Source organism: Streptomyces cellostaticus, from assembly GCF_001513965.1.
Classification (GTDB): Bacteria; Actinomycetota; Actinomycetes; order Streptomycetales; family Streptomycetaceae; genus Streptomyces; species Streptomyces cellostaticus.
In genome coordinates this window covers 135,620-156,818 of the sequence record NZ_KQ948033.1, presented here as the reverse complement: position 1 = coordinate 156,818, position 21,199 = coordinate 135,620, and the positions used below count along the sequence as shown (strand labels likewise).

Below are 21,199 nucleotides of genomic sequence, written 5' to 3'. Positions count from 1 at the left end.
GCGCGCCGCGCCTGCTGATCACGCATCCCCGGTGGACGGCACATCTGCCGCTACGGTGTCAGTGGCTGTTGTCTTTCCGATCTTGAGCGGTGTTCGTCGAACGGGAGTCCCGATCGGGTGATCGCGGCCGGGGGCACCGAGGTTGACCATCCGTGCGAGGGCAAGACCTTCGGTTGCATGGTGCTGGGCGGCGGCTCTCGGGTTGTTACTTGACGGTCGCGCCTCGCCCCCTGGCGGCAACTCGGCGCGGATATGCGGCTGTATCCGAGAGAAACGGCCGTGAGTTGCATCTGCTGCGAGAACTCGGTCTCCCGGGCGAGGGCGCTGGTGAGCAGGCGAGTTCCGGTTGATGGCCGAGTTGGCGGCCGGCTGAAGCTTGAGGTCAGCGTGCTCCAGCAGGCAGCGTGACCTGCCCGTGCCCCCGCTCGTTCTCATCTAATGAACGATTCGTTCGCTCTACTCGCGGCGTATTGGGGGCTGGTGGTGAGCGGTTCGTCTTGGAATGTGCCTGGTGCAGCGCCGTCGCTGTTCGTGGTGGGCGGTACACCGCTACTGCACCCGGAAGCACAGGCCTTCGAGGCCATGCTCGCGGGTTGGCGTGATCAGCAACTGGCCCGGAGCCTGGCCAAGACCACAGTTGAGGATCGCTTGGCGGCGGTACGCCGCTTCCAGCGGTTCACCAATGAGTGGCCGTGGACCTGGCGGCCTCAGGATGTCGAGGAGTTCACCGCCCACCTCCGCAGCGATGGCCAGGACCGGGCCCTGTCCACCATTCGCAGCTACCAGGGTCACGTGCGCCTCTTCCTGGAGTACGCGGCCGACCCCCGCTATCAGTGGACGACCGTCAGCGAGCGGCTGTTCGGAACCCACCCCGCCCAGGTGTTCTTCGAGTGGAACACCGCGGTCCACGCCGCCGACTATGAGGGCAGGCCGCAACGCCGAGCGCTTACCAAGGCAGAACTGCAGCGGCTCTTCGACTACGCGGACGACCAGGTGGCCGCCGCCCGGGCTTCAGGCCGCAAGGGCTGGCTGACCGCCATGCGCGACGCGGTGGCATTGAAGGCCGCCTATGCATGGGGACTGCGCCGCCGCGAAGTGATCAAACTGGAACTGGCCGACTTCGGCCGCAACCCGCACGCCCCCGAGTTCGGCGACCTGGGCGTCGTCTACGTCCGTTGGGGCAAAGCATCCAAAGGCTCCGCGCCCAAGCGCCGCAGCGTCCTCACCGTCTTTCCCTGGTCGGTGAAGGTCATGCAGCAGTGGCTCGACGGCTACCGGGAGCTGTTTGACACGGCCGCGGGAAGCACAGCCTTGTGGCCGAGCGAGCGCTCCCGCCAGCTGGACATGGGCGCCCTTAGCGACCGCTTCGCAACCTACCGGGACGCGCTTGGTCTGCCCGCCGAACTCAGCCTGCACTGCTTGCGGCACTCCTACGTCACGCACCTCATCGAGGCCGGCTACGACCCGCTGTTCGTCCAGCAGCAGGTCGGGCACTCCTACGCCTCCACCACCTCGCTCTACACCTCAGTGTCCTCCGACTTCCGCACCCGCACCCTGCGCCGGGTGCTTGACGGGACGATCGGCCGGGCACTCGACGCCACCGGCAAGGAGGGCATCTGATGGTCCGACGGCTGAGCTACCACTGGCACCTGCGGCGGATCATGGCCGCCCACAACATTTGGAAGACCACCGAGCTGATCCCGCTCCTGCGCGAGCGTGGCGTCAACCTGTCCACCGCCCAGGTCTACCGACTGGTCACCGACCGTCCTGAACGGCTCTCCCTACCCGTCCTCGCCGCCCTCTGCGACATCCTCGCCTGCTCACCCGGGGACCTCATCGAGCCCTACGTCGAGGCCGACCGACGCAAGTGGACCGCTGATGAGGCCGCCGTCATCGACCTCAAGCCGGACTTCAGGCCCGAGCGGGCCCGCATCCTGGAGGACTGACCGTGGCCCGGCCACGCAAGCACGTCTCCGACCCGAGCCGGTGGCCCGCCTGCGTCCGATGCGGCCAGTGCTACCCGCGCTCCGCGAAGTGGCCCGAGGGAACCGTCTGTCTCTACTGTGTCCGAGCCGCACGCCTGCGGCAGGGCACCTGCGCTCAGTGTGACCACCAGGGAATCCTCCCTGGCCTCGACACGGCGGGTCAGCCCGTTTGCGTCCGATGCTGCGACGTCCCCCTCGATGTCCGGTGCAAACGCTGCGGCCAAGAGGCCATGACCACTGACCAAGCCGTGTGCTGGCGATGCTTGCTCAGCGACGCCGTCCACACCCTCCTCGCTGGCCCGGACGGCTCCATTCCCGAACTCCTGCAACCGCTGGCCCGGGCCATCATCGACATGCCACGCCCCAACAGCGGCTGTACCTGGCTCTACCAGAACCCCCGTGTCCGGGAGCTATTGCGATCCCTGGCCCACGGCACCGTTGACCTCAGCCACCAGGCCCTCGACGGCCTGCCCTCTTCACGGACGGTCCAATACATCCGCGGCCTGCTAGTCACTCATGGCTGCTTGCCCCCACGGGACGAGCACCTTGCGGCCTTCAACCTCTGGACCATACCCAAGCTCAACGCGATCGAGGACGTCGGCCACCGTCGGCTCATCGAACGCTACATACGCTGGCACCTGAAGCGGCGGCTGGAAGATCAGTCCCGCACGGCGCCCGTGACCGCGGGCGCCTTCCTCCGGGCGAAGCAACACACCACCGTCGCCATCCAGTTCCTCGACTGGCTCGGTCAACGAGGACGCCAGCTCCGCGAGTGCACGCAACATGACGTTGACGCGTGGTTCGGTGCTGGCACCACCACCCGCCAGCACGCCAACAACTTCCTCTACTGGGCCATCAGACAACGGCTCGTCCGCCACATCGCCGTTCCAGTCACAACGAACCGAAACAGCCCGCTGACCAGCGAGGAAGAGCACCTAACCGCTCTGCGGACACTCTTGCTCCATGACACCCTGCCCGCCTCCCACCGAGCTATCGGCCTAATGCTCGTACTCTTCGGTCAGCCGCTCGCACAAATCGTCAAACTTCGCACCGACCAACTACGCGATGGCCCCGACGGGCTCCAGGTCACCTTCGGTTCTGAATGGTTGAACGTCCCCGAGCCGGCAGCAACCGTGATTCGCGTCCATCTGGCGGCCCGCCCCGGCCTCAACACTGCTGCGAACCCGACCTCTCAACTGCTGTTCCCCGGCTTCATGCCCGGCCGCCCGATGCACATCTACAGCGTCTCGAACAGACTCCGCGCCCTTGGAATCCGCCCCCTGGCCACCCGGTCACGCTCCTGGCTGCAGATGGTCCGCGAGGCCCCGCCATCTGTCCTCGCGGACGCCTTGGGTATCAGCCCGAAGACAGCGAGTCGCTACGCGGAGCGCGCTGGCACCGACTACCTCGCCTACGCCCCTCTGAAACATCCTGACGGACCACTCACACCTGGCGAATAGCCGTCATTATCGGCATCACCCCCCGGCTACGACGCCCCAGGGGCTACTCAACTCCTCATAAACACCTGTAGCTACCGACAGCGAGAGCGATCCCAAGTGCAGACTCGAACAGGCAGCATTGCCCGCCGTTCGCATGGGACAGGCACATCCCAGGTGGACATCCAATCGGACGCAACTCCTTGTGTCGATCGTGAAACCCTGTGCCGCATGCATAGGCTGGAACAGAAGGTTCAAGGGAGAGAAGTAATATAAAGCGCTGGAGGAGTGATGTCCGAGGCATTCTCGGGGAGAGAACCAGTGGCTCGCGGACTTCAAGGCGGCTTGGAATTTCTCAGCCGGGTCGGATTTGAAGTTGCCGCTGAGGAGATTTACCCAACGATCGAGTTGGCGGTGCGTGCCGTCGACCAAAAACGGGGCAGGGAGGGCGCCCCAGACCACGCAGTTGAGCTCTTCATTGCCAACGTGGCAATTGCGGCGGGGGCGCGAGTGCAATTCCGAGAACCCGAGCTTGATTGGTCTGAGGTCAAAGATGCGGTGGACTTCTTTGTGGGTTTCATGAACAGTGCGTGGCACTTCTGGCCTCAAGGTTGAGGCGTGATGGCCGCTCCTCAGCAGGATGCCAAGCAGTTCGCGGACAAACGCCTGGCTGCACTGGCGTTGGGCGCATTTGGCACCCTGGGTGGGCTAATTCTCTTTGGAGACATCGCCAAGGATTCCTTTACTGAAAGCTCTCGCTACTTGCGGGCAGCATTCGTGACCTGTGCGGTACTTGCCGGCCTCTTCCTTGGCTTGTCATGGAGCGCGGCTGACTACGCGCTGGCAAGACGCGAGTTTCTGAAGAACGGCGGGCAGACCACGGGGAAGCCGAATAAGATCCCCCTCCGATTCACTCTATACAAGGTTGCAACTCTTCTCGTAGTAGCAGCCGGTCTCATTCTCCTGACTGCGGTTTGGTGGTCTGCAACTGTTCCTCAAGTAAAGAAACCGGTACCAGCATCTTCGCCACTGTGTTGTACACCCATACAGAACCGGTGCTGCCGCCCCCACTCACAAGTACCCACCAGTCGACCCACCAGCCCGCCGTCTACCCTGGCACCGCGGGGAAAGTGATTACCGCTCGAAACCACCACACGGGTGGTGACGGTGGGAAAGACCATCGGGAATAGGGAGAGCAGGCTGACCAACTGGCGCAAGGAAATGCATCGACACCTTATCCAGCATCCTCGTCTTACCGGCCACGCCGAGCCTGATCCACATGCCGGAAAGCTACTCGTCTCTCCTGAATCACTGCCAGTACCAGCCATTTCAAGGAAATTCGTCCCGCCATGCAGCATGCGATGCCCTGGTGCAGGGCTCACCTACAGGCCGACCCACACCGCCGCGGTAGGCACGGCGTCCTCCTGTGAGGCACCAGGCCCCCATCCGCCAGCAACAAATACTCCCGGGGGGTCCTGGCGCTGGCCGGGAATGACACGGCAGCGGAAGCCGAAGTGCAACGGAGTGGGCATCCCCAGGCGGTCCATCCGCAGCAGCGGATTGTTCTTGAGAAACGAATGCCGGCCCTCCATCGCGTCCTGGTCGGTCCCGGAGTAGAGGACGACGGACATCCTGGCGGCGTGCGGGTCAGCCGGCACCACCAGGTCGATATTCGGCCCGGTGAAGACCAGCGGGCGGTCAGGCATTGGGAGTCCGTCCAAGGTCGCCCAGCTGATGGTGGCAACGTGGCCGCCCGCTGGGTCGTCGAGACGGGCACCCTGCACCGGTGGAAGGCGGAACTCCCGACGATGCGGGCCGGCATAGACGTGGGTCTGCCCGCTGTGGTGCAACGAGAGCTGGGCATCGCCGAACTTCGCGTTGGGATAGACCCGCTGCGCGGTCAGGCTTGTCGTCGCGCTCGGGGCGAGCTCGGCGGCGGAATGCCCCATTGCGCTCCAGCCGGCGCCTATGTACGGCTCGATGTAGAGGCTCGCATCGTCGGACTGGGGATCCTTCGCCCAGCTGAGGCGAGCTATTCGGGCATGCCGTCCCTGATGGGGTGACACGATCCTGATGCTCTTGATGGCCTGCGATGTCGTTGGGGCCGATGCTCCGTTGCGCACAGCCCGAACCCTAGCCGGGCCCGGGAACAGAAGGGTGATGCTGGCCTCGTCAGCTCGTCCCTCCGAGCGGATCGGCGCCGGGCCTCAGGCGGCGGCCTATTCGCCCCTCACGAATAGCCGTCCTTACCACCAGGGCTTCGGCTCCGGTCATGCCGCTTGGCCGGATATAGACATCGGCTTGGCTTATGACAGCCGCCCATGTGCTCCATCGAGTGAACCTCGCCCGCCTGCCGTTCCCGCAGCTCACAGCGCCCTCTGTAATGGCAGCGGAACAGAGCGTTCCATGACGCAGGAATGGGGGGTGGCCTGTGAAGATGTCCAGCCATCGGATCAGGAGCATCGCGGTCAGTACCGGCATGGCCTTGGCGCTGACCGGGGTGGTCAGTCCTCCCGCGCACGCCGCGGGCAGCGAGCTCTTCACGAAACCTGGCCAGCACACGTTCGCGGTTCCGGACGGGATGACCGCGGTCACCGTCTATGTCTGGGGGCCCGGCGGTGGGGGCGGCGGCGGTGCCGGCGGCAGCGGCACCGGAGGCGCAGGCGGCGGTGGAGGCGGAGGCGGAGGCAGGCACCACGCCGGCGGTGGGGGCGGCGGTGGAGGCGGCGGCGGTGGGGGCGGCAGCGGTGGGGGCGGCGATGCCGGTTCCTTCGTCAGCTGCACCCTCAAACTGCAAGGCGATGGCGGCCACCAGTTGAAGATCTGGGTGGGGACGGGCCGGGCCGGTGGAGGCGGTGAGCAAGGCGGTGCCGGCGGCGCGGGTGGCGCTGGCGGCGCATATGACAACTCCGGCAGCGACGGGACAGCCGGTCGCCCCGGCAGCAACGGCAAGGACGGCGCCACCCGCGATCTCCTCGACCCTACGGGGTACTCCGTGGTCAGCAACGGCTACTGGAACGTGCCCGCCTTTGACGGGAACAGCGGGGGCGGCGGTAGTAAGGGGCCAACCGAGCGCAACGCCGGCAGCTACGGCTCCTCGCATGGCAGCGGCGGAGACGGCGGCGCGGGCGGCAAGGGCGGGGCAGGAGGCGCCGCACCCGGCGACCAGGGCAAGCGGCGCGTGGGCCATTGCAACACCAACTACAGCGTCGGCGCGGTCACGGTCGTGAAGGGTGCACACGGTCCCACCGGCAACAACGGAGGGGCCGGAGAGGATGGGGCCAACGGCCGTAAAGCCACCAGCAGCGGTGCCGGTCCGGGCGGACTGCCCGGCACAGCCGGCACTGCCAGCACGACCGCCGGTGCACCCGGCCATCACGCCCAGGGCATGAGCTTCGGCAAGGGCGGGGACGGCGGTAAGGGCGGCCGTGGCGCCAACACTACGCCGGGCAGCCCGCAAGGCCAGGGTGGCAATGGCAGCGCCGGCGGCCGTGGCGTCGACGGCGAAGCCGGCGCCTCGGGCTCCGGCGGCGAGGCTGGCCAGGCCGGCCAGGACGGCGCTGTCCTCATCACCTGGAACTGAGTCCTCCCGCTCCCCTCTTCTCCGCTCCGGGCTGGCACCGCGCAGGCCCGGAGCGGAGAAGGCGGTATCACCGGCACTCTCGCTTCGCCGTGTGCTGACATCCTCATGCCGTCTGACAGGCCGGGGTAGCCGGCGAGGGGCCCTGACCGCCGAGCTCGTACACGAAATCCCCAGCGCAGACGGTCAGCTCCATCTGCCCCCGGCGTTTCCGGTGGCAGGCCCTCACGAAGTCTTAGTGGCTGTTGTCGTGCCGATCTTGAGGTGTGTGCGTCGAACGGGAGTCTCGTTCGGGTGGTCGAAGCTGGCTGCGCGCATGAGTACAGGGCCTCTTGGTAGCTCGGGGTTGCGAAGCCAACCGAGATCCAGGAGACCCTGTTGCCGCAGTTGTACGTGCTCGCGCCGGTGGAGTTCAACTCGGTTGCACCGGAGTGTGATTGTGCCGCTCACCGGTTCGGGAACGCGGCCGATCATCCGGAACGTGTTCGGCGGTATCCCTCGGACATGACGGACGCGGAGTGGGCCCGGGTCCGGCCGTTGCTGCCGGTGCCGTCCTGGCTGCGGGGCCGCGGCGGCCGGCCGGAGGCGTACTGCCACCGGGCGGTACTCGATGCGATCCGGTATCTCGTGGACAACGGCATCAAGTGGCGGGCCATGCCCGCGGACTTCCCGCCCTGGGACCGGGTGTATGCGTTCTTCCGCCGATGGCGCGATCACGGCCTGGTCAGGGAGTTCCATGACCGGCTGCGCGGACAGGTCCGCGAAATGCTGGGCCGCGACGCGGCAGCGACGGCCGGTGTGATCGACTCGCAGTCGGTCAAGGCGGACGCCGTCGTCGGGGCGGACAGCCGGGGCTTCGACGGCGGCAAACTCGTCAACGGCCGCAAGCGGCACGTCGTGGTCGACACGTTCGGCCTGTTGCTGGGTGTGATGGTCACCGCCGCGGACACCGGCGACCGCATCGCCGCCCAGGTGCTGCTCGGGCAGGTCGCCGATGTGCACCACCGGCTGGAACTGGTCTGGGCCGACGGCGGCTACACCGGCAGCCTCGTCGAGCACTGCCTGGCCGCGTTCGCGCTGGTCCTGGCGATCGTCAAACGCAGCGACGACATGCGCGGATTCGTGGTGCTGCCCAAACGGTGGATCGTCGAGCGCCTCTTCGCCCACCTGATGCGCACCCGCCGTCTGGTGCGCGACTTCGAACGCCGCACCACCAGCGCCGAAGCAATGGTCTACTGGTCGATGACCCTGCTCATGACGCGCCGCCTTGCCCGGCCGGGCCCTGGGCGAGGGTGAACCGGCCCGCCTGCCGCTCGGCCAGCCAGCCCCGCGCAACCAGGCGTTTCGCCTTCCGACCGCAGCGCCTCCACCTTGGCCGGCACCGCGTCCAGGCCGAACATCACGGCCAATTCCTGGCAGGTCAGCGGCCCTTGATGGAGCCGGTGCCGGTCCCCGAGGGCCTCAAGAATGCGCTGATAGTCCACCGACAGCACCGACCGGTCCAGCCCCTCACGCCATACCGGAACCTGTGACCTGGGCTTCGCGGCTCCCGCCCCTGACGACGTCTGCTCGCCCCGTCCGCCGGCCCTCGGCGCCGTCCGGCCGACCTGGTCGTGGCCCTGCTCGGTCTCCTCGACCGGGTCCAGCACCTCTCCGACCCGCGAGCGGGCGATGGCCCATTCCTTCCAGTCCCGCTCGGCCAGGGCCAGCTCCGCCTGGATCCGGTCGGCCTCCTCCCGCAGCTCGTCCACCCGACGCCGAGCAACGAGCTCGCGCTGTTCAAGCAGCCCCACGACCGACGGCATCCACGACCTCCACGGGAACGGCGACACGACAGGTCACCACTCCCACAAGGGCACCAGCCTATGCCTGACCAGCCGAAACGAAGTCCTCAAGCCCGGAAAGACAACAGCTTCTCACTCGCGGCCAGGCGCGTACTGCCGCTCACTGTCCCCACCGGCACCACGCGGCCGGGTGGATGCCGACGGTCAAGGCCTTACGATGCCCGCGCATCCCCCTGACATTTCGGCCTGACGTTGTGCTGGCAGAGGCGTGGCTCTGCCAGCGGGAGAACGCCATGCCGATCAAGTCGTCAACCAATGCTCAGCACGCACGTGGTGAAGCCCGACATGGCGCCAAATACACCGCCGCGCTGCGTCGGCGCCGTACTGCCGAACCCGCCCAGGCGCTGGTCCTCCAGTTCGTCACCACCGATGTGACGCTTCCCGTCCACAGCATCGGTGCCATCGCCGCGGCCTGGGCGCATGCAGGGCTGCGCGTGATGATCACGCGCATGGGTGAGGCCCACCTCAGAAGTGTCCGCCGTGAGCGTCTGGGCGGGGGCCAGGCGGTCAGCCCTGCTGCGGCGTCGCCGGGCACGCATTCCGTTGAGCTGTGGCGGCATGAACGGGGACGGGAGCACGGACACCTCGTGGAGTGCGTCTACATCGACGAGCCCGTGCAGAGTCTCCTGGGCCGCGTACGCGGCGACTTCGACATCATCGTGCGTATCCCGCCGTCGCTGAACACCGGTTGGTGGCGGCCGCATTCCACAGCGCAGGCCCTCCTGGCCATCTCCCACACCGAGGACTTGCCCCGTCTCGAACGCCGACTGCGGGCGGGCGACTCCGGCAGGGTCCCGCGGGAGGTGCCGCTGCATCCCCGGCAGAGTGCGGCCCTCCTGCGCGAGCGCCATCTGCAGGCCTTCTACGACTGCGAGGACATGCCGTACCAGTACAACATGCCGGTACACGGCCTGATCTGCTGCGGTCCGGGCGATGCCCGCGCCGCCGACCCGGACTTCTTTGACGCCGTGTCCGCCGACATGGACGCCAGCCACGTTCCCCTGCTCGGCTGGATCACCGCGCCGAAGAAGCTCCACACCGGACACCTCCCCGAGCGGGATGTGCTGCGCGATCCAGTGTTCCTGTGCCCCTACACCGCAACCGCTCTGAGCACCCTGACGGCGCTGCAGATCGCGCCTCGCCCTCGATCCTGAACTCCAGCTGGTTCATGAGCGGACGGTTCCGGGCGCCAGGCCGCAGACGACACACGGTCCGGCGGCAGGTACCTGCGGGGCCGGGTCCTTGCCAGTACCCGTGGGCCCCGAGCAGGCGAAGGATAGGCGAGGCACCGACCGGGTCGGCTACCTGCCGTCTGGGCGTGTGCCGGGGCCGTCGAGCTCGACAAGGCCGTCACCCAGGCGCAGCACCCCCCGGTCGCCTCGGGCAGCCGGTGGGGTGTAGGTGGAGCCGGTGATGGCGATGGGCGAGTCCGTGAGCAGCGTGCCGATCTCGTTGGTGGTGCGGCCCTTGGCCCAGCGCACGCAGTATCGGCCATCAGGCCGGTGGGCCGGGGTGGTGGCGCCTTCATGGCCCCAGCAGCCCCACCACAGATACGCCCGTGTCAGCAGGGCACTGCGCAGAGGTGTGCAGGCAGCGGGGGTCCAGTAGTGGGCGAGGTTCGTCTCGGTGGGCGTGAGTAGTGGGGCGTTCTTGAGGAGCTGTCGCTCGAACGGCTCGTCCAACAGAGCAAGGTCCCATCGGCCCAACTGACCGCTCGTGTCACAGAGTTCGAGGAGCGATCCGGTCGGCAGATGGCGCAGGACGAGGCTGCGCTTGCCGACGGACTCCAGCCTCAGCCCGGGCAGGCCGGTGAGCTCCATCGTGCCGTCCTCGTCGGTGCGCTGGGTGGGCAGCAGGAAGCGGGCGATGCGGGCGGCGCAGCTCATCCGAAGGACGAGGCGATCCGGCCGGGGCATGAGGCCGTCGAAATAGAGCAGAAGGTCGGGAAAGCTCCGGCCCTCCATGCGGTCAAAGGGATGCTCTCGGTCGTGGCTGAACAGGCAGGTGTGCAGCATCGCCTGGAAGGCCCGCTGCCCCTCATCCGGGGTGTCCAGGACGATGCGGCCGCTGTGGTCGAGGACCAGGGTGAGATCGTTGTGTGACAGGCCGAGCAGCTGGCGACAGGCGGTGCGGTGGGCCTTGTCGCGGACGTAGGGCATGGCAGTTCTCCCTGTGGGTGTTCGCTGCCCGGGTCAGCACAAGGGGGAAGCCGTCATGGGTGTGGTGCTCTCGCGAGGAGACTGGGTATCGCACCCTTTGGCCCGTGGCGGGCCCGTCCGGGGTGGGCCCTTCGACCGGCAGCCGGTCTCCGCGGCTGCGTCGAGCGGGACGCTACGCCGCCTCGTAGCGCGGATCGGTGTCCGACATTCCAAACCGCGCCGCCCGCACCCGATCGGACGCGCTGTCATCCCACCGGCAGGGCTCTTGCTGCGCGGGCGTGACACCCGGAGCTCTGGCTCGTTGCTCAGATGCGGGCCGCCGTCTGCGTCGGCCCCGGTTCCAGTGTGTTCTGCCCCGTGAGCAGGACACACGGTCAAGCGCCGAAAGTGGCAGGGCAGCGACGCAGATCACCGGTGCCGGCTCGTACCTCGACGCGCACCAGGTCACGGGACAGTGTGCGCGGCGTGAAGGGATACGAGCATCATGAACCCCAACCACCGTGACAAGCAGGCGGCGAAGGCCCGCCGCGAGGCGGACGGCCGCCGGTATGCCGCGCATCTCGCCGACGTCCGGCGTGAACGTCTGGAGCACCTCGATCGCGTCGAGCACGAGGAGTTCGTGCCCGACAAGCTCAAGGCGGACGATCCGCTGCCCGCGGAACTCCCGCTGCTCGTGCGCCACCACATCAGCGAGATCAACCGCTACTTCTGCGAGGTGTTGATGCACGGCTACCACGCGGACACCTACGCGGAATGGGCACGAATCGCGCTGTACCGGCTGACCGACGCGCTGGAGCACTTCCACCTGATGATCGGCACGACCGTGGCGCACCTGCAGGACAATCGCATCTCCCCCGACCGGATCCGCACCTACGTCCAGGCCCGCACCTACAAGGACGTCGAGGCGTTCGTCACCCCGAAGGCCAAGGAACACCTGGACGGTCTGATCGGAAGGAACGAGATGGTCGACGGCACGCAGCACTCCGGCATCAGCCATCGCGTCGGGCGCCGCATCGCAGAGCGCACCGGATGGGCGGAGCCGGACCGCGAGGACACCCTGGAAGCCTTCCTCGCCGTGCTCTACAACAACTATCCCGACGACCCACAGGCCTTCAGCGCTCTGCCCGAACACATCCGGGGCTGCGCGCTCAAGACCGCGCCGCACTCCCTGGTGAAGATTTCGGACGACGACGAAAGCTGATCCGTCGGGTGTGGCCCGGTGGGCGATGGTCTCCAGCATCACCGGGCCACACCGAGGGGCCCGTGACTCGCTGAGTCGAGCCCGTCAACTGAGTCAGTGCAGTCAACTCACCAGGCAGGAAGGCTCGCTGACCCAGCGGACACCCCAAAGTGCCGCAGGAAGACGGGTGACTGCACTGGCTGCTATTCAACATCCGCTTGGGAGATGGAGAGTTGATCTCCTTGGAGCGTGAAGGCGAGCGGCAGTCCGCTGCGGAGCACTGCAACCAGGTCGGCGTGGTCTCCGGCGCGTACCCGGCCACGGGAATTTCCCGGTGCGTCGGTGATTTCGATCTCTTCGGCGGGGCCGGACTCGGGCCAGTGCAGGCTCACCTCGGATTCGAACGCCTCCCATGGCAGGTAGGCGTCGCGGTCGTACGCGTCCACGGCCAGTTCCACCGAGGAGTCCTGCAGCAGGGCGCGTAGCAGGCTTCGCCTGCGCGTGCGGACGTATTCGATGAGGTCGTCGATTTCCAGATCAATTGCCTGATACAGCGTGCGCCACTGGGTGATGTGCTGGTCCGCGAGCCACCGGCGAAGACCGGTGGGGGCGACGCCTTCCACCTCGGCCCGGCGGCCGATGGCGTGCGCGAGGGTGCGTGAGTGGATGCCCGAGGTGAGAAGGTGAAGGGCCTGCTCGGTGTCAACGCCGTAGCGCAGACACCAGGCGGTGTCGGGACGCAGGCGCACGGGAGCCGACTCTTTGGTCAGGTGATCGTTGGTGAGATGGATGAGCGCCCCGAGCGTCCAGGACAGATAGTGCTCGAAGGTCTCGCTGATGTTGGCAACGGTCTGCTCCAGGGCCCAGTCGGCGGGGGCCTGGGGAAGCCACTGGCGGGCGAGTTCGGGGATGGGCGTGCCGTCGATCCAGGCGTGCATCGCCTCCTGGAGATCGACCTGCACCCGGATGCGCCCACGCGGGGCACGCCGGTCGTGAAAGACCCAGGCCTGGCGTCTTTCGGGTAGCTCAAGGAGAACGTCGAAGGCGCGCTCCTCGTCCAGAACCTGCAGCGTTTGGGCCAGGGTGAGGATGTCGGGCTCGATGATGTCCCACGCGCTCACCGACTCCGGATCAATATCACGCAGGACGCGTTCGGCAAGCTGTCCGGCGAGCCGGTCGAGCATCTGGGAGCTCTTGAGACTGGTGCCGGTCGTGGTCCACCGGCGGCGTGCGGTGGGCGAGGTGGTCAGGTACCGCTGGTGGGTCTGCTCCGCCAGGTGTTGCCATCGGGTTTTGAGGTCGTCGGGGAGCTGTTGCATGGCCAGGAGCCGGGCGATGGCCTGCAGCGGGTTGCCTGCCGCGAGCTGTTCATCGGCGTCCAGCACGAACCACACGTAGGAGATGAAGTCGCTGGCCAGAGACTGCGCGACGGCCAGGACGCCGTCTGCGCTCTGGGCTATGAGTTCCTCGGCTGCGGCAAGGGCGTTCAGGGCCCGCTCGGTGGTCAGCGCGGACTGGACCTCCAGGTCCGCCTCCGTGGGCGTAAACAGGTCGTGGTCGCTCGCGTCTATCTTGCGGTTGAGGGCGAGGAGGATCCACCCTTCGCTTTCCTGGCCCGCGCGGCCGGCGCGACCGACGGCGTTGAGCAGCTTCGCGGCGTCCAGCCCCGGCACGCCGTTGGCCTGTGAACGCTGGTCCTCGCTCAGGGCGGCGGTGATGACGACGGTGCGGACCGGCAGGTTGACGCCGTCGGTGAGGGTGGTGGTGCTGACCACGGCCCGGATGCAGTCGTTGCGCAGGGCACCCTCGATAGCCTCCAGCACGTCGGTGGGCAGGGCCGCATGGTGGAAGGCGACGCCGTGACGGGTGCAAGCGATGAGCGGGTGGGCTTCGCCGAGCTGGGCGCTGAGCTCCTCGGCCAGGGGGTGGGCCGGCTCGTGCTCGGGCAGATGGTCTGCCATGGCCCGGGCGGTGTTCTGTGCCAGCTGACGGGTGCTGGTCACCACGAGCATCGGGCCCGCGGGCAGAAGGTAGTTCGCGGCGCGGGCGAACATCTTGTAGGCGGGGGTGCTCCTTGCGTCCTTGGAGGACCAGTCCTTCGGATCGCTCTGGCCGAAGACGAGTTCGCCGAGCGGGTCGTCGTGGCTGGTCGTCAGTTCGGCGATGCGCGCGGCTTGTGCGGGACGGATGCTGATGCGCACCGAGACGGGCACCCGGGTCGTCCAGGGCTTGGTCTTCGACCGCCTGGCAACGGTTGTCTTCTGATCCCACAGGGGGTTGGTGGTGAGCAGTCCGTGCAGGCGCCGCGGTCCTCGCCATGGGGAGGTGAACAGGACGTCCGGCTCGTCGGGGTCGAGCCATTGAGCCAGCGCCGCGCCGTTGCCGATGGCTGCCGACAACAGGACCAGCCGCGGGGCGTCGGGGTGAGCCTGGCAGAAGGCCAGCAGGCCTTCGAGGAGGAATCCACGCTGGTCCTGGGCCAGGTGGTGGGCTTCGTCGATCACGATGAGCGTCACGTCGCGCAGCGCGTTCTGCGGGTCGTGGCGCAGGGCGTGCATGAGGCGCTCGGGGGTGACCACGTCGATGTCCGCCTCGTCGTCGTCCTGCTCGGCGACGGGCTCTCCCCAGAGGGGAAAGTCCGGGGTGTCCACGCCGAGTTCGCGGTCCAGGACACGCAGCCGGTCGCGCAGCGAGCGGCGCATTTCACGGCTCAGGCTCCGCAGGGGTGACACATAGATCACGCGACCGGGCACGGTCGCCAGATGGGTGCACATGATGAGCTGCGAGACGAGGCTCTTGCCAGCGCTGGTGGGGACGCTGACCAGGAGGCGGTCCGTTGCGGGATCGAGCGGGTTGGCGGCCGGCCGCGTGAGCAGTTCACGCTGCGGCGGCCACAGCGTGAGCACCGGCGGGGATGTCAGGGTGAAAGCCTGCGCCACCGCACGCGGGGTACCCGGGGGCAGAAGGCTGTGCAGGCTGCCGTCGGCAAGGTCTCCGATCAAGTGCAGAAGATGGGCCGCGACCCACCGGGCGTTGAGGTCGCCCGAGCCGGCCTCACCGCTGAGCACGCTGCGCAAGGCGGTCTCGGCCCTGGCCAGCCGGTTCCGGGCGCCGTAGGTAAGGAAGTTGGCCATGGCAGCCACCGCGTCGACCACCGCTGCGGCCGGGCCGAACAGCGTTCCACTCAGGTCGGGTTCCTGCAGTTCTTCGGCAAGGTACGCAAGCTCGTCCCGCCAGTAGCGCACCAGGGTGCGCACGGCGGTGGTCTGCAGACCGAGGAAGGCGACCCCCGCCTCAAGAGCCAGCGTTTCGATGAAGTCTCGGACCGTGACCTGCGGTTCACCGCCGAGATCCACCCCTGCCAGCTCGGCCCGGCCATGGCACAGATGGCTCACGCGGCGAAAGACGGCCGTCGCATTTGGGTCCTGGCCGGCGCGCCGGTAGCCCACCTGCGCGGCAAAGGCGAGCGAGAGCTGCTCTGCGGGCGCTCGCGCCGTACCGGCGAGCGCGAGATCAAAGATGTGGGCACTCACCGCGAACGCGTGTCGCTGACGGGTGGGCGTGTACAGCTCGGCCGCCTCGGACAGGGCACACACGCCGTGGAGATACCAGGCCGTGGTCAGCACCTGGTCGTCGATGACGAAGCGGTTCATGATCGCCCCGACCTCGATATCGGCGATGAGGCGGATCAGCTGCTCCGGGCTGGGCAGGGCATCGGGCTGGGGCGGTCCGAGTGCGTCGCGCAGCGCGGGCAGGTTCAGAGTGCGCTCCATAGGTACCCCCTCACCTGGGAGGCGAATGCGGCAAAGTCCTCGACCGCGACGATCAACCCGCGCAGCTGACCTGGGTGCACCAGATTAGGGAGATAGGTAGGCACTTGGGAGAAGGCGGAGCGCTTTGGTGTACTGGCCGTATTGGTCGACACGCTCACGCCGGCCCCGCCGCGGGGATCGGCGCGCATCCACAGTTCGGTCAGCTCGCTCATGAGCAGGCCGAGATCTCCGGGGAGGGCGGAGTTCGCCCACGAGATCTTCGCGACGTACTCCTCTCCACGCCGGGCCAGCTGGGTTGCGGCCGACGTGATCGTGCCGCTGACCGAGCCGCTGCCCGTGAATTTCTTGATCTCCCACAATTTGAAGATCAACGATGTATCGGTTGCGGCCGCGATCCGGTGGACGGCGAATCCGTCCGCGCCTCCCTCGGTCACACTCCAGCTGGGCGGCTCCAGCAGGGCCAGCTCATGGCCGGTCACGTCCTCCTCGCGGGTCAGCAGGTACCACAGCCACTCCCCGACATGGCCGGGCACGTGATCGTCGGCGTCCGTGCCCGTGGGAGGCAGCCCGAACACCGGCTGCACAAAGGGCTTGACCAGGCGGGCTTCATCGCCCGACAGCGGCTTGGCCGCAAGCACTGCATCCCGCCACCACTGATAGGCGCGTGAATGCCCGGCACGATTGGACATCAGCGCGTCCGCGATGATCCAGGCCACAGCGGCGCGCTCGGTTCCACCGTCATCGGCAAAGCCGATCAGCTGCCACGGGCAGACCGCATCGGCGGCTTGGGCCGTCCGCGTCATGAACGGGGAAACCTCGTAGCCGCGTGCAGCTGCCGCCTGATCCGCATCGGCAGCGGAGACCCCAAGAACGTCCGATCGTGGCACCGCGGCCCCGCCCTACCCGTTGCTGAGCCCCTTGCGAAAATGCAACACAGGAGCGATCTGCCTATCGCTCGATCATACGGAATTGCCCACGTGTCTCAGGAGCTCTGATCGCATCGCACGGGGCGGTCCTGGCGATCATGTCGTTACGCAGTCGCCCGACAGGGCCGCGTACAGGGCGCTACGCAGCCGCTCAATGGGCCCGTCTAGGGCCTTTCGTGTCTCATGAGACATAACGAAGTCTGGAGAACAGGGGGCCGCAGACGTGGGTCGCTACTTGTCCTTCATGGACCACCTGCTTGTTGCCTGACACATGCCCTCAGGATCCCCCGCAAGCGAGAGGGAACATTTAGCACCGCCGAGGGGGGCGAGTCGGCCGTTGGTGAGGTCGCCCATCCCCGCAGCAACGGAGGCGTGGAGGTTCCAACCGCGGGGCGACGGCCTAAGGTCCGATGCCTGAAAGGCCCCGGACCCAGGGCCGCTACCGTGAGCGTGCCGCTCGGGTGGTTGCCCGTTGTTCTCCGTGCGTGGTGGTCGGCAGAAAGCCCGTGACGGCTTCGCGGCGCTGAGGGCACCTGGTATGCCGCCGTTCCACCTCGGGGCCAGCCGGTCAGCACGGTATCGGCATGCCGGGCCATTCGGGGCTTCACTCCCTGCGGGTTCGGTGCGTCTCAGGTCCGGTTGGCGGTGCTGGGACGCGCGGGAAAAAAGCCGGGGCGAGCTCCGCTGCCGCTGAAAGTGACGATCCGTGCATGCTCGAGGACGTCTGGGGGCGGCGTCGCGTTCTCGACGACGATGGCCTGGCCGGGGAAGGCCAGGAATGAGCGGTAGAAATGGTCGATCACGTTCGGGGGGATGCGGTCGGCGTCAAAGTCCGGCTCTTTGTACGTCACCAGGGGCGAGTCCAGGACGAGGAAGCCGAGATGCGGGAGTCTGCGGTCCAGGCAGTAGCGGGCCAGGGCGATGGAGAACGCGGCGTGCAGCAGAGCGCGCATGCCCCGGCCGTGGCCGGCGCGCGCCGTTCCGCCGGCACTGACGTCCCCGCTGTAGGGGTCGTAGCCAGCGCCTTCCACGTCGGGGATCCGCCAGGAATCCAGGGTGCGTTGGAAGAGCTCGTCGAACGACGACAGGATTCTGCCCGCGATCAGGGATTCCCGCCGCTTGGACGGCAGGGCGCCCTGGGCCACCAGCTGGGAGCGGTGCTCTTCCAGTTCATCGAGCCGGGCCCGCAGTTCCAAGTCGCGTTCGACACGCAGTCGCTCGTCGACAGTGTCCTCCAGCCCCTCGCGGAGAGGGGCCAGTCGGGCTTCGATCTGTGCCAGGGCCCGGTCGGCCTCGGCCGCCTGCGCGCTCAGGGCGGTGCGGCGTTCGGCCAGCTCGTCGCGCTGGCCCTCCAGCCCCTCAATGGTCAGCCGGAGGTCGGCGAGAAGAGAGTGCGTCTTGGCGGACTCGACGAGCACGGCCTCGTGCAGCTGGGTGGTCTCCTGATGGCCGTGCTGAGCCTGCTGGTGTTCGGGGTCCGCCCCGCAGAAGACGCAGCGGCCGACCTGGAAGTAGCCCAGCAGATTGCCCGCCTCGCTGACCATCTCCAGACGAGCGAGGTCTGTTTCGTACTGCTGACGCAGGGTGTCGAATCGCCCCAGCAGGTCGAGTACCTCACCCAGGCGTGCCTCCAGCTCGGCGTCCGTCTCGGCCAGGTGTGCACGGGCGGCGACGGCGCGGGCCTGCTGCTCGGACTCACCGGCCAGCGAGCGGGCCATATCGTTGAGGCTGTCCTCTAACCGGGCCAGCTGATCTCGCAGCTCGTCGGGGGTCTGGTCGCGGGAGAGTTTGGCGTGCAGGTCCAGTGCCAGCGAATCGATCAGGTTGATCTTGCCCCGCTGAACGCGCCGTTGAGCAGCATTGGGGAGTTTGGTCGCCGGGGGCTCGTCCTCTCCGGTCAGCATCAGTTTCATGACCGAGCGTGCGGTGGTCCTGGCCGCGGTGCCGCGGGTGCGCTGCGAGGGCGGATTCGGATCGATCATGCGGGTGTCGGTGACCACAGTGAGGTGGGTCAGGTCGGCAAGTTTGAGCAGTTCGGTGTTCCCGCCCTCGTTGGTGCGAACGTAGGTGTCGTCCAGTCCCAGTTTGCTGAGCAGGTAGTGCGAGATGTCACGGCGGCTGCGGATCCTGCGGGCCGAGACGATCGCGTCGGGGGTGGCGTGGGACAGCTCCCTCAGGTCGTCCTGGTGTACGTGAATGCTCTTGCCGCCGGGCTTGCGGACCAGTGTGAGAGGCCTGCCGTCGGGAAGCAGCAGGCCGAGCAGGATCTGTCCGTATCCTTCGGCGCGCGGGATCGAGGGACGGACATGACCGCCGAGCATGTAGTCGATGGAGTCGACCAGGAAGGTCTTGCCCGTGTTGGAGGAGCCGTAGACCACCGTGAACTTGGGGTCGAACTCCACGCTGGCCGTCGGCAGGCCCGCACCGGCGTACGTCAGATGGGTCAGGGTGAAGTCAGCCACGGCCGACCCCCAGGTGCTGCATGTCGGTGGTGAATTCGTTGTGCCAGCGGGTCGTTATGTCGCGTGTGGCCGCCACCGCGTCCGTGGTCGAGGCGAACTGCTCCACGGCCCACTGCGCGCGCTGACGCAGTTCGCCGACGTACGGGGCCTCCAGGATGCCGACGAACCCCGAGCCGCGCGGGGTCACCTGGTAGACGATCCCACCCTCGGTCGCCTCGACCGTGGCCAGGCCGGCGCGCAGCAGCACCTCCAGCCCTTCCTGCATCATCTGCCGCTTCATGCCGAGCTCGCCCGGCTGGGCGGGCAGGCGTGGATGGAGGCTGGGAGGACCGTCGAACTGGCTGCTGTGCAGCATGGCGTGGTCCAGGACCACCAGCCAAGAGAGGTCCAGTGGGTGAGGATGGCTGCGGGCCAGCAGGACCAATGTACGCATCCCCACTTCGACCGGACTGTTGAGCGGGTTCATCGGCAACCTCCCTTGCACCAGTGCAGCTTGTCGACGTTCGCCAGCTGGTGGCACATGCCCTGACGCTGGCTGTTGCGGAACAGGTGCAGCAGGGGCGACCCGGTGAGGGTCATCTGCCCGGAAGCTTTGAGGACCTGCTGGAGGCGATCCCATCCCGAGGGGTAGTCGATGGCGGCCACCTCGATCAGGTTGGTCAGCACGTCGTCCTGTAGCTCCTCGTAGGTGTCCCCCGCGATGCTCTCTCGTGCATACATGCGTAGGGCCTCCGCGTCGAAGAACGCCACTCGCTGCCGCCCAAGATGCTCTCCCGAATCGGGGTGCTCGAAGGCGTGCTGCACGGTGGCGAGGTCCTCGCCGAACCTCTCCTGGTAAACGTCCAGGAGCTGCTGGAGGTAGCGCGCTTCGTTGACCTGGGGCTCGGGAGGGGGAAGGAGTTTGCGGGGCTTGCCGGTGGGCGGCAGGTTGAAGCGGGAGGCGAACAGCGGCGACTTGCTGTAGACCTCCAGGACCTCGTCCAGGTTCACGGTCCAGAACATCGAGAAGTCCGTGCTCTCCGCCAACGCCCGCGCGGCCGCCCGGGTCTGTGGGGACAACGCGGCGACCGGCTTGGTCCGCCCGTCCAGGTACGTGAGAAACCGGTCCTTCAGCGCGGCCGGGGTCAGCACCATGTCCTTGAGCCGAGGATGGATCTTAGGTGCCACGAAGATGTACCGGGCGGGGAGCGTCCGGCTCGTCTCCAGCGTCGCCACGAACGGTTTGATCATCTCGGGCAGCGCGTCGTCGAGCGTGAGGTCGTCGGTGTAGTGCTTGCACTGGTAGCAGTGCCAGACACCGTTCAGCCGCTGCTCGCTCATGAAGGCGACGACGTCGGCGCCGCGGTCGTTGGTCCCGCCCAGGACTTCCACGCCGAGGTAGCCGAACTCGCCCCTGCGCATGCGGACCCACTCGCAGGTGAACTGCTCCCACTGTTCCGGCGTCCAGTAGAAGACCTGCTGCAGGGGTGTCCGGGTGTCGAACTGGTTGTGCGGCACGACCGACGGCGGCGGCACATACTGCGACACGGACACCCCGTCCGCGCTCCTCTGGCCACCGCCCTGCGGTAATGCGTCCACTTCTCTCCCCCCGGTACGCCGTTTCCCCCAAGTACACGCCGCTGCCAACTTCTACCATCAGAGATCGTCGTTGGACAGGGCGCCTCCACCGGGGCTCGGCGACGGCTCCCGATTCGGCCGTCAGCGGCGTACCGATAGCGCGAGCCGGTTGGTCGGGTCACCGGGGCGGCCGCGACGGCACCCGAGCGCACCTCCTCACGCCGTCAGAACCTCATCAGGCCACAACGGCACATGAGCCCACGGGCCGCCAGGCGGGCACAGGCGGCTTCCCCTCTA

Annotated in this window: 15 protein-coding genes and 1 pseudogene; 8 read left to right on the top strand and 8 right to left on the bottom strand. The window is 67.4% G+C overall.

All coding sequences use genetic code 11. The annotated features are described in order from the left end of the window. The first annotated feature begins 438 nt into the window (after nucleotides 1–438). The 4 genes from AQI88_RS29720 to AQI88_RS46145 all read left to right on the top strand — a co-directional run bounded on the left by AQI88_RS29720 (nucleotide 439) and on the right by AQI88_RS46145 (nucleotide 4,036). Nucleotides 439–1,620: a tyrosine-type recombinase/integrase gene (locus AQI88_RS29720; protein ID WP_208615935.1), complete on the top strand. Its 1,182-nt coding sequence runs from the start codon at nucleotides 439–441 to the stop codon at nucleotides 1,618–1,620. Continuing rightward, a complete protein-coding gene (locus AQI88_RS29715) occupies nucleotides 1,620–1,946 on the top strand; it encodes a helix-turn-helix domain-containing protein (protein WP_067004997.1) in 327 nt (108 codons plus the stop codon). Before AQI88_RS29720 ends, AQI88_RS29715 begins: the two co-directional genes overlap by 1 nt. Nucleotides 1,947–2,215: 269 nt before the next feature. Next, nucleotides 2,216–3,445: a hypothetical protein gene (locus tag AQI88_RS29710; RefSeq protein WP_067004995.1), complete on the top strand. Its 1,230-nt coding sequence runs from the start codon at nucleotides 2,216–2,218 to the stop codon at nucleotides 3,443–3,445. 267 nt (nucleotides 3,446–3,712) lie between these two features. Continuing rightward, a complete protein-coding gene (locus AQI88_RS46145; protein WP_159050427.1) occupies nucleotides 3,713–4,036 on the top strand; it encodes a hypothetical protein in 324 nt (107 codons plus the stop codon). 767 nt (nucleotides 4,037–4,803) lie between these two features. On the opposite strand, the gene AQI88_RS29705 is transcribed toward AQI88_RS46145, so the two are convergent. Beyond that, nucleotides 4,804–5,544 carry a hypothetical protein gene (locus AQI88_RS29705; protein WP_159050426.1) on the bottom strand — a complete coding sequence of 247 codons (741 nt, stop codon included), beginning with the start codon at nucleotides 5,542–5,544 and terminating at the stop codon, nucleotides 4,804–4,806. A gap of 308 nt (nucleotides 5,545–5,852) precedes the next feature. Here AQI88_RS29705 and AQI88_RS46140 point away from each other — a divergent pair, with 308 nt between their 5' ends. Both AQI88_RS46140 and AQI88_RS29695 read left to right on the top strand, forming a co-directional pair. After that, the gene (locus AQI88_RS46140; RefSeq protein ID WP_067004992.1) at nucleotides 5,853–7,004 is read left to right on the top strand and encodes a hypothetical protein; all 1,152 of its coding nucleotides are present in this window, start codon (nucleotides 5,853–5,855) and stop codon (nucleotides 7,002–7,004) included. 501 nt (nucleotides 7,005–7,505) lie between these two features. Continuing rightward, complete coding sequence (locus AQI88_RS29695; RefSeq protein WP_067004990.1) at nucleotides 7,506–8,297, top strand: IS5 family transposase; 792 nt, start codon at nucleotides 7,506–7,508, stop codon at nucleotides 8,295–8,297. Here the strand turns inward: AQI88_RS29695 and AQI88_RS29690 are convergent. After that, nucleotides 8,254–8,806, bottom strand: a pseudogene (locus AQI88_RS29690) (hypothetical protein). The gene AQI88_RS29695 and the pseudogene AQI88_RS29690 overlap by 44 nt on opposite strands. A gap of 233 nt (nucleotides 8,807–9,039) precedes the next feature. Here AQI88_RS29690 and AQI88_RS29685 point away from each other — a divergent pair. Further along, nucleotides 9,040–9,999, top strand: a complete 960-nt coding sequence (locus tag AQI88_RS29685) for a hypothetical protein (RefSeq protein WP_159050425.1) — start codon at nucleotides 9,040–9,042, stop codon at nucleotides 9,997–9,999. A gap of 147 nt (nucleotides 10,000–10,146) precedes the next feature. Here AQI88_RS29685 and AQI88_RS29680 read toward each other — a convergent pair whose 3' ends face one another. Continuing rightward, nucleotides 10,147–11,004 (bottom strand): hypothetical protein, encoded by an 858-nt coding sequence (locus AQI88_RS29680; protein WP_067004986.1) that lies wholly within the window; start codon nucleotides 11,002–11,004, stop codon nucleotides 10,147–10,149. Between the two features lie 484 nt (nucleotides 11,005–11,488). Here AQI88_RS29680 and AQI88_RS29675 point away from each other — a divergent pair, with 484 nt between their 5' ends. Continuing rightward, on the top strand, nucleotides 11,489–12,205 hold the full coding sequence (locus tag AQI88_RS29675; RefSeq protein WP_067004984.1) for a hypothetical protein: 717 nt from the start codon (nucleotides 11,489–11,491) through the stop codon (nucleotides 12,203–12,205). Nucleotides 12,206–12,387: 182 nt separating this feature from the next. On the opposite strand, the gene AQI88_RS29670 is transcribed toward AQI88_RS29675, so the two are convergent. From AQI88_RS29670 to AQI88_RS29650, 5 genes are all read right to left on the bottom strand, one after another. Next, nucleotides 12,388–15,957 carry a DEAD/DEAH box helicase gene (locus tag AQI88_RS29670; protein WP_067004982.1) on the bottom strand — a complete coding sequence of 1,190 codons (3,570 nt, stop codon included), beginning with the start codon at nucleotides 15,955–15,957 and terminating at the stop codon, nucleotides 12,388–12,390. Further along, complete coding sequence (locus tag AQI88_RS29665; protein ID WP_079057876.1) at nucleotides 15,942–16,760, bottom strand: hypothetical protein; 819 nt, start codon at nucleotides 16,758–16,760, stop codon at nucleotides 15,942–15,944. The genes AQI88_RS29670 and AQI88_RS29665 overlap by 16 nt, the downstream gene beginning before the upstream one ends. 752 nt (nucleotides 16,761–17,512) lie before the next feature. Further along, on the bottom strand, nucleotides 17,513–19,345 hold the full coding sequence (locus tag AQI88_RS29660) for an SMC family protein (RefSeq protein ID WP_067004981.1): 1,833 nt from the start codon (nucleotides 19,343–19,345) through the stop codon (nucleotides 17,513–17,515). Continuing rightward, complete coding sequence (locus AQI88_RS29655) at nucleotides 19,338–19,811, bottom strand: ABC-three component system middle component 2 (RefSeq protein ID WP_067004979.1); 474 nt, start codon at nucleotides 19,809–19,811, stop codon at nucleotides 19,338–19,340. Before AQI88_RS29655 ends, AQI88_RS29660 begins: the two co-directional genes overlap by 8 nt. After that, nucleotides 19,808–20,878 carry an ABC-three component system protein gene (locus tag AQI88_RS29650; protein ID WP_079057875.1) on the bottom strand — a complete coding sequence of 357 codons (1,071 nt, stop codon included), beginning with the start codon at nucleotides 20,876–20,878 and terminating at the stop codon, nucleotides 19,808–19,810. Before AQI88_RS29650 ends, AQI88_RS29655 begins: the two co-directional genes overlap by 4 nt. Nucleotides 20,879–21,199 lie beyond the last annotated feature (321 nt).

Coding starts and splice junctions, on each gene's coding strand:
- AQI88_RS29715 (WP_067004997.1), top strand. CDS start 1,620: ATGGTCCGACGGCTGAGCTACCACTGGCACCTGCGGCGGATCATGGCC.
- AQI88_RS29655 (WP_067004979.1), bottom strand. CDS start 19,811: ATGAACCCGCTCAACAGTCCGGTCGAAGTGGGGATGCGTACATTGGTC.
- AQI88_RS29675 (WP_067004984.1), top strand. CDS start 11,489: ATGAACCCCAACCACCGTGACAAGCAGGCGGCGAAGGCCCGCCGCGAG.
- AQI88_RS29720 (WP_208615935.1), top strand. CDS start 439: ATGAACGATTCGTTCGCTCTACTCGCGGCGTATTGGGGGCTGGTGGTG.
- AQI88_RS29670 (WP_067004982.1), bottom strand. CDS start 15,957: ATGGAGCGCACTCTGAACCTGCCCGCGCTGCGCGACGCACTCGGACCG.
- AQI88_RS46145 (WP_159050427.1), top strand. CDS start 3,713: ATGTCCGAGGCATTCTCGGGGAGAGAACCAGTGGCTCGCGGACTTCAA.
- AQI88_RS29665 (WP_079057876.1), bottom strand. CDS start 16,760: ATGACGCGGACGGCCCAAGCCGCCGATGCGGTCTGCCCGTGGCAGCTG.
- AQI88_RS29680 (WP_067004986.1), bottom strand. CDS start 11,004: ATGCCCTACGTCCGCGACAAGGCCCACCGCACCGCCTGTCGCCAGCTG.
- AQI88_RS29710 (WP_067004995.1), top strand. CDS start 2,216: ATGACCACTGACCAAGCCGTGTGCTGGCGATGCTTGCTCAGCGACGCC.
- AQI88_RS29695 (WP_067004990.1), top strand. CDS start 7,506: ATGACGGACGCGGAGTGGGCCCGGGTCCGGCCGTTGCTGCCGGTGCCG.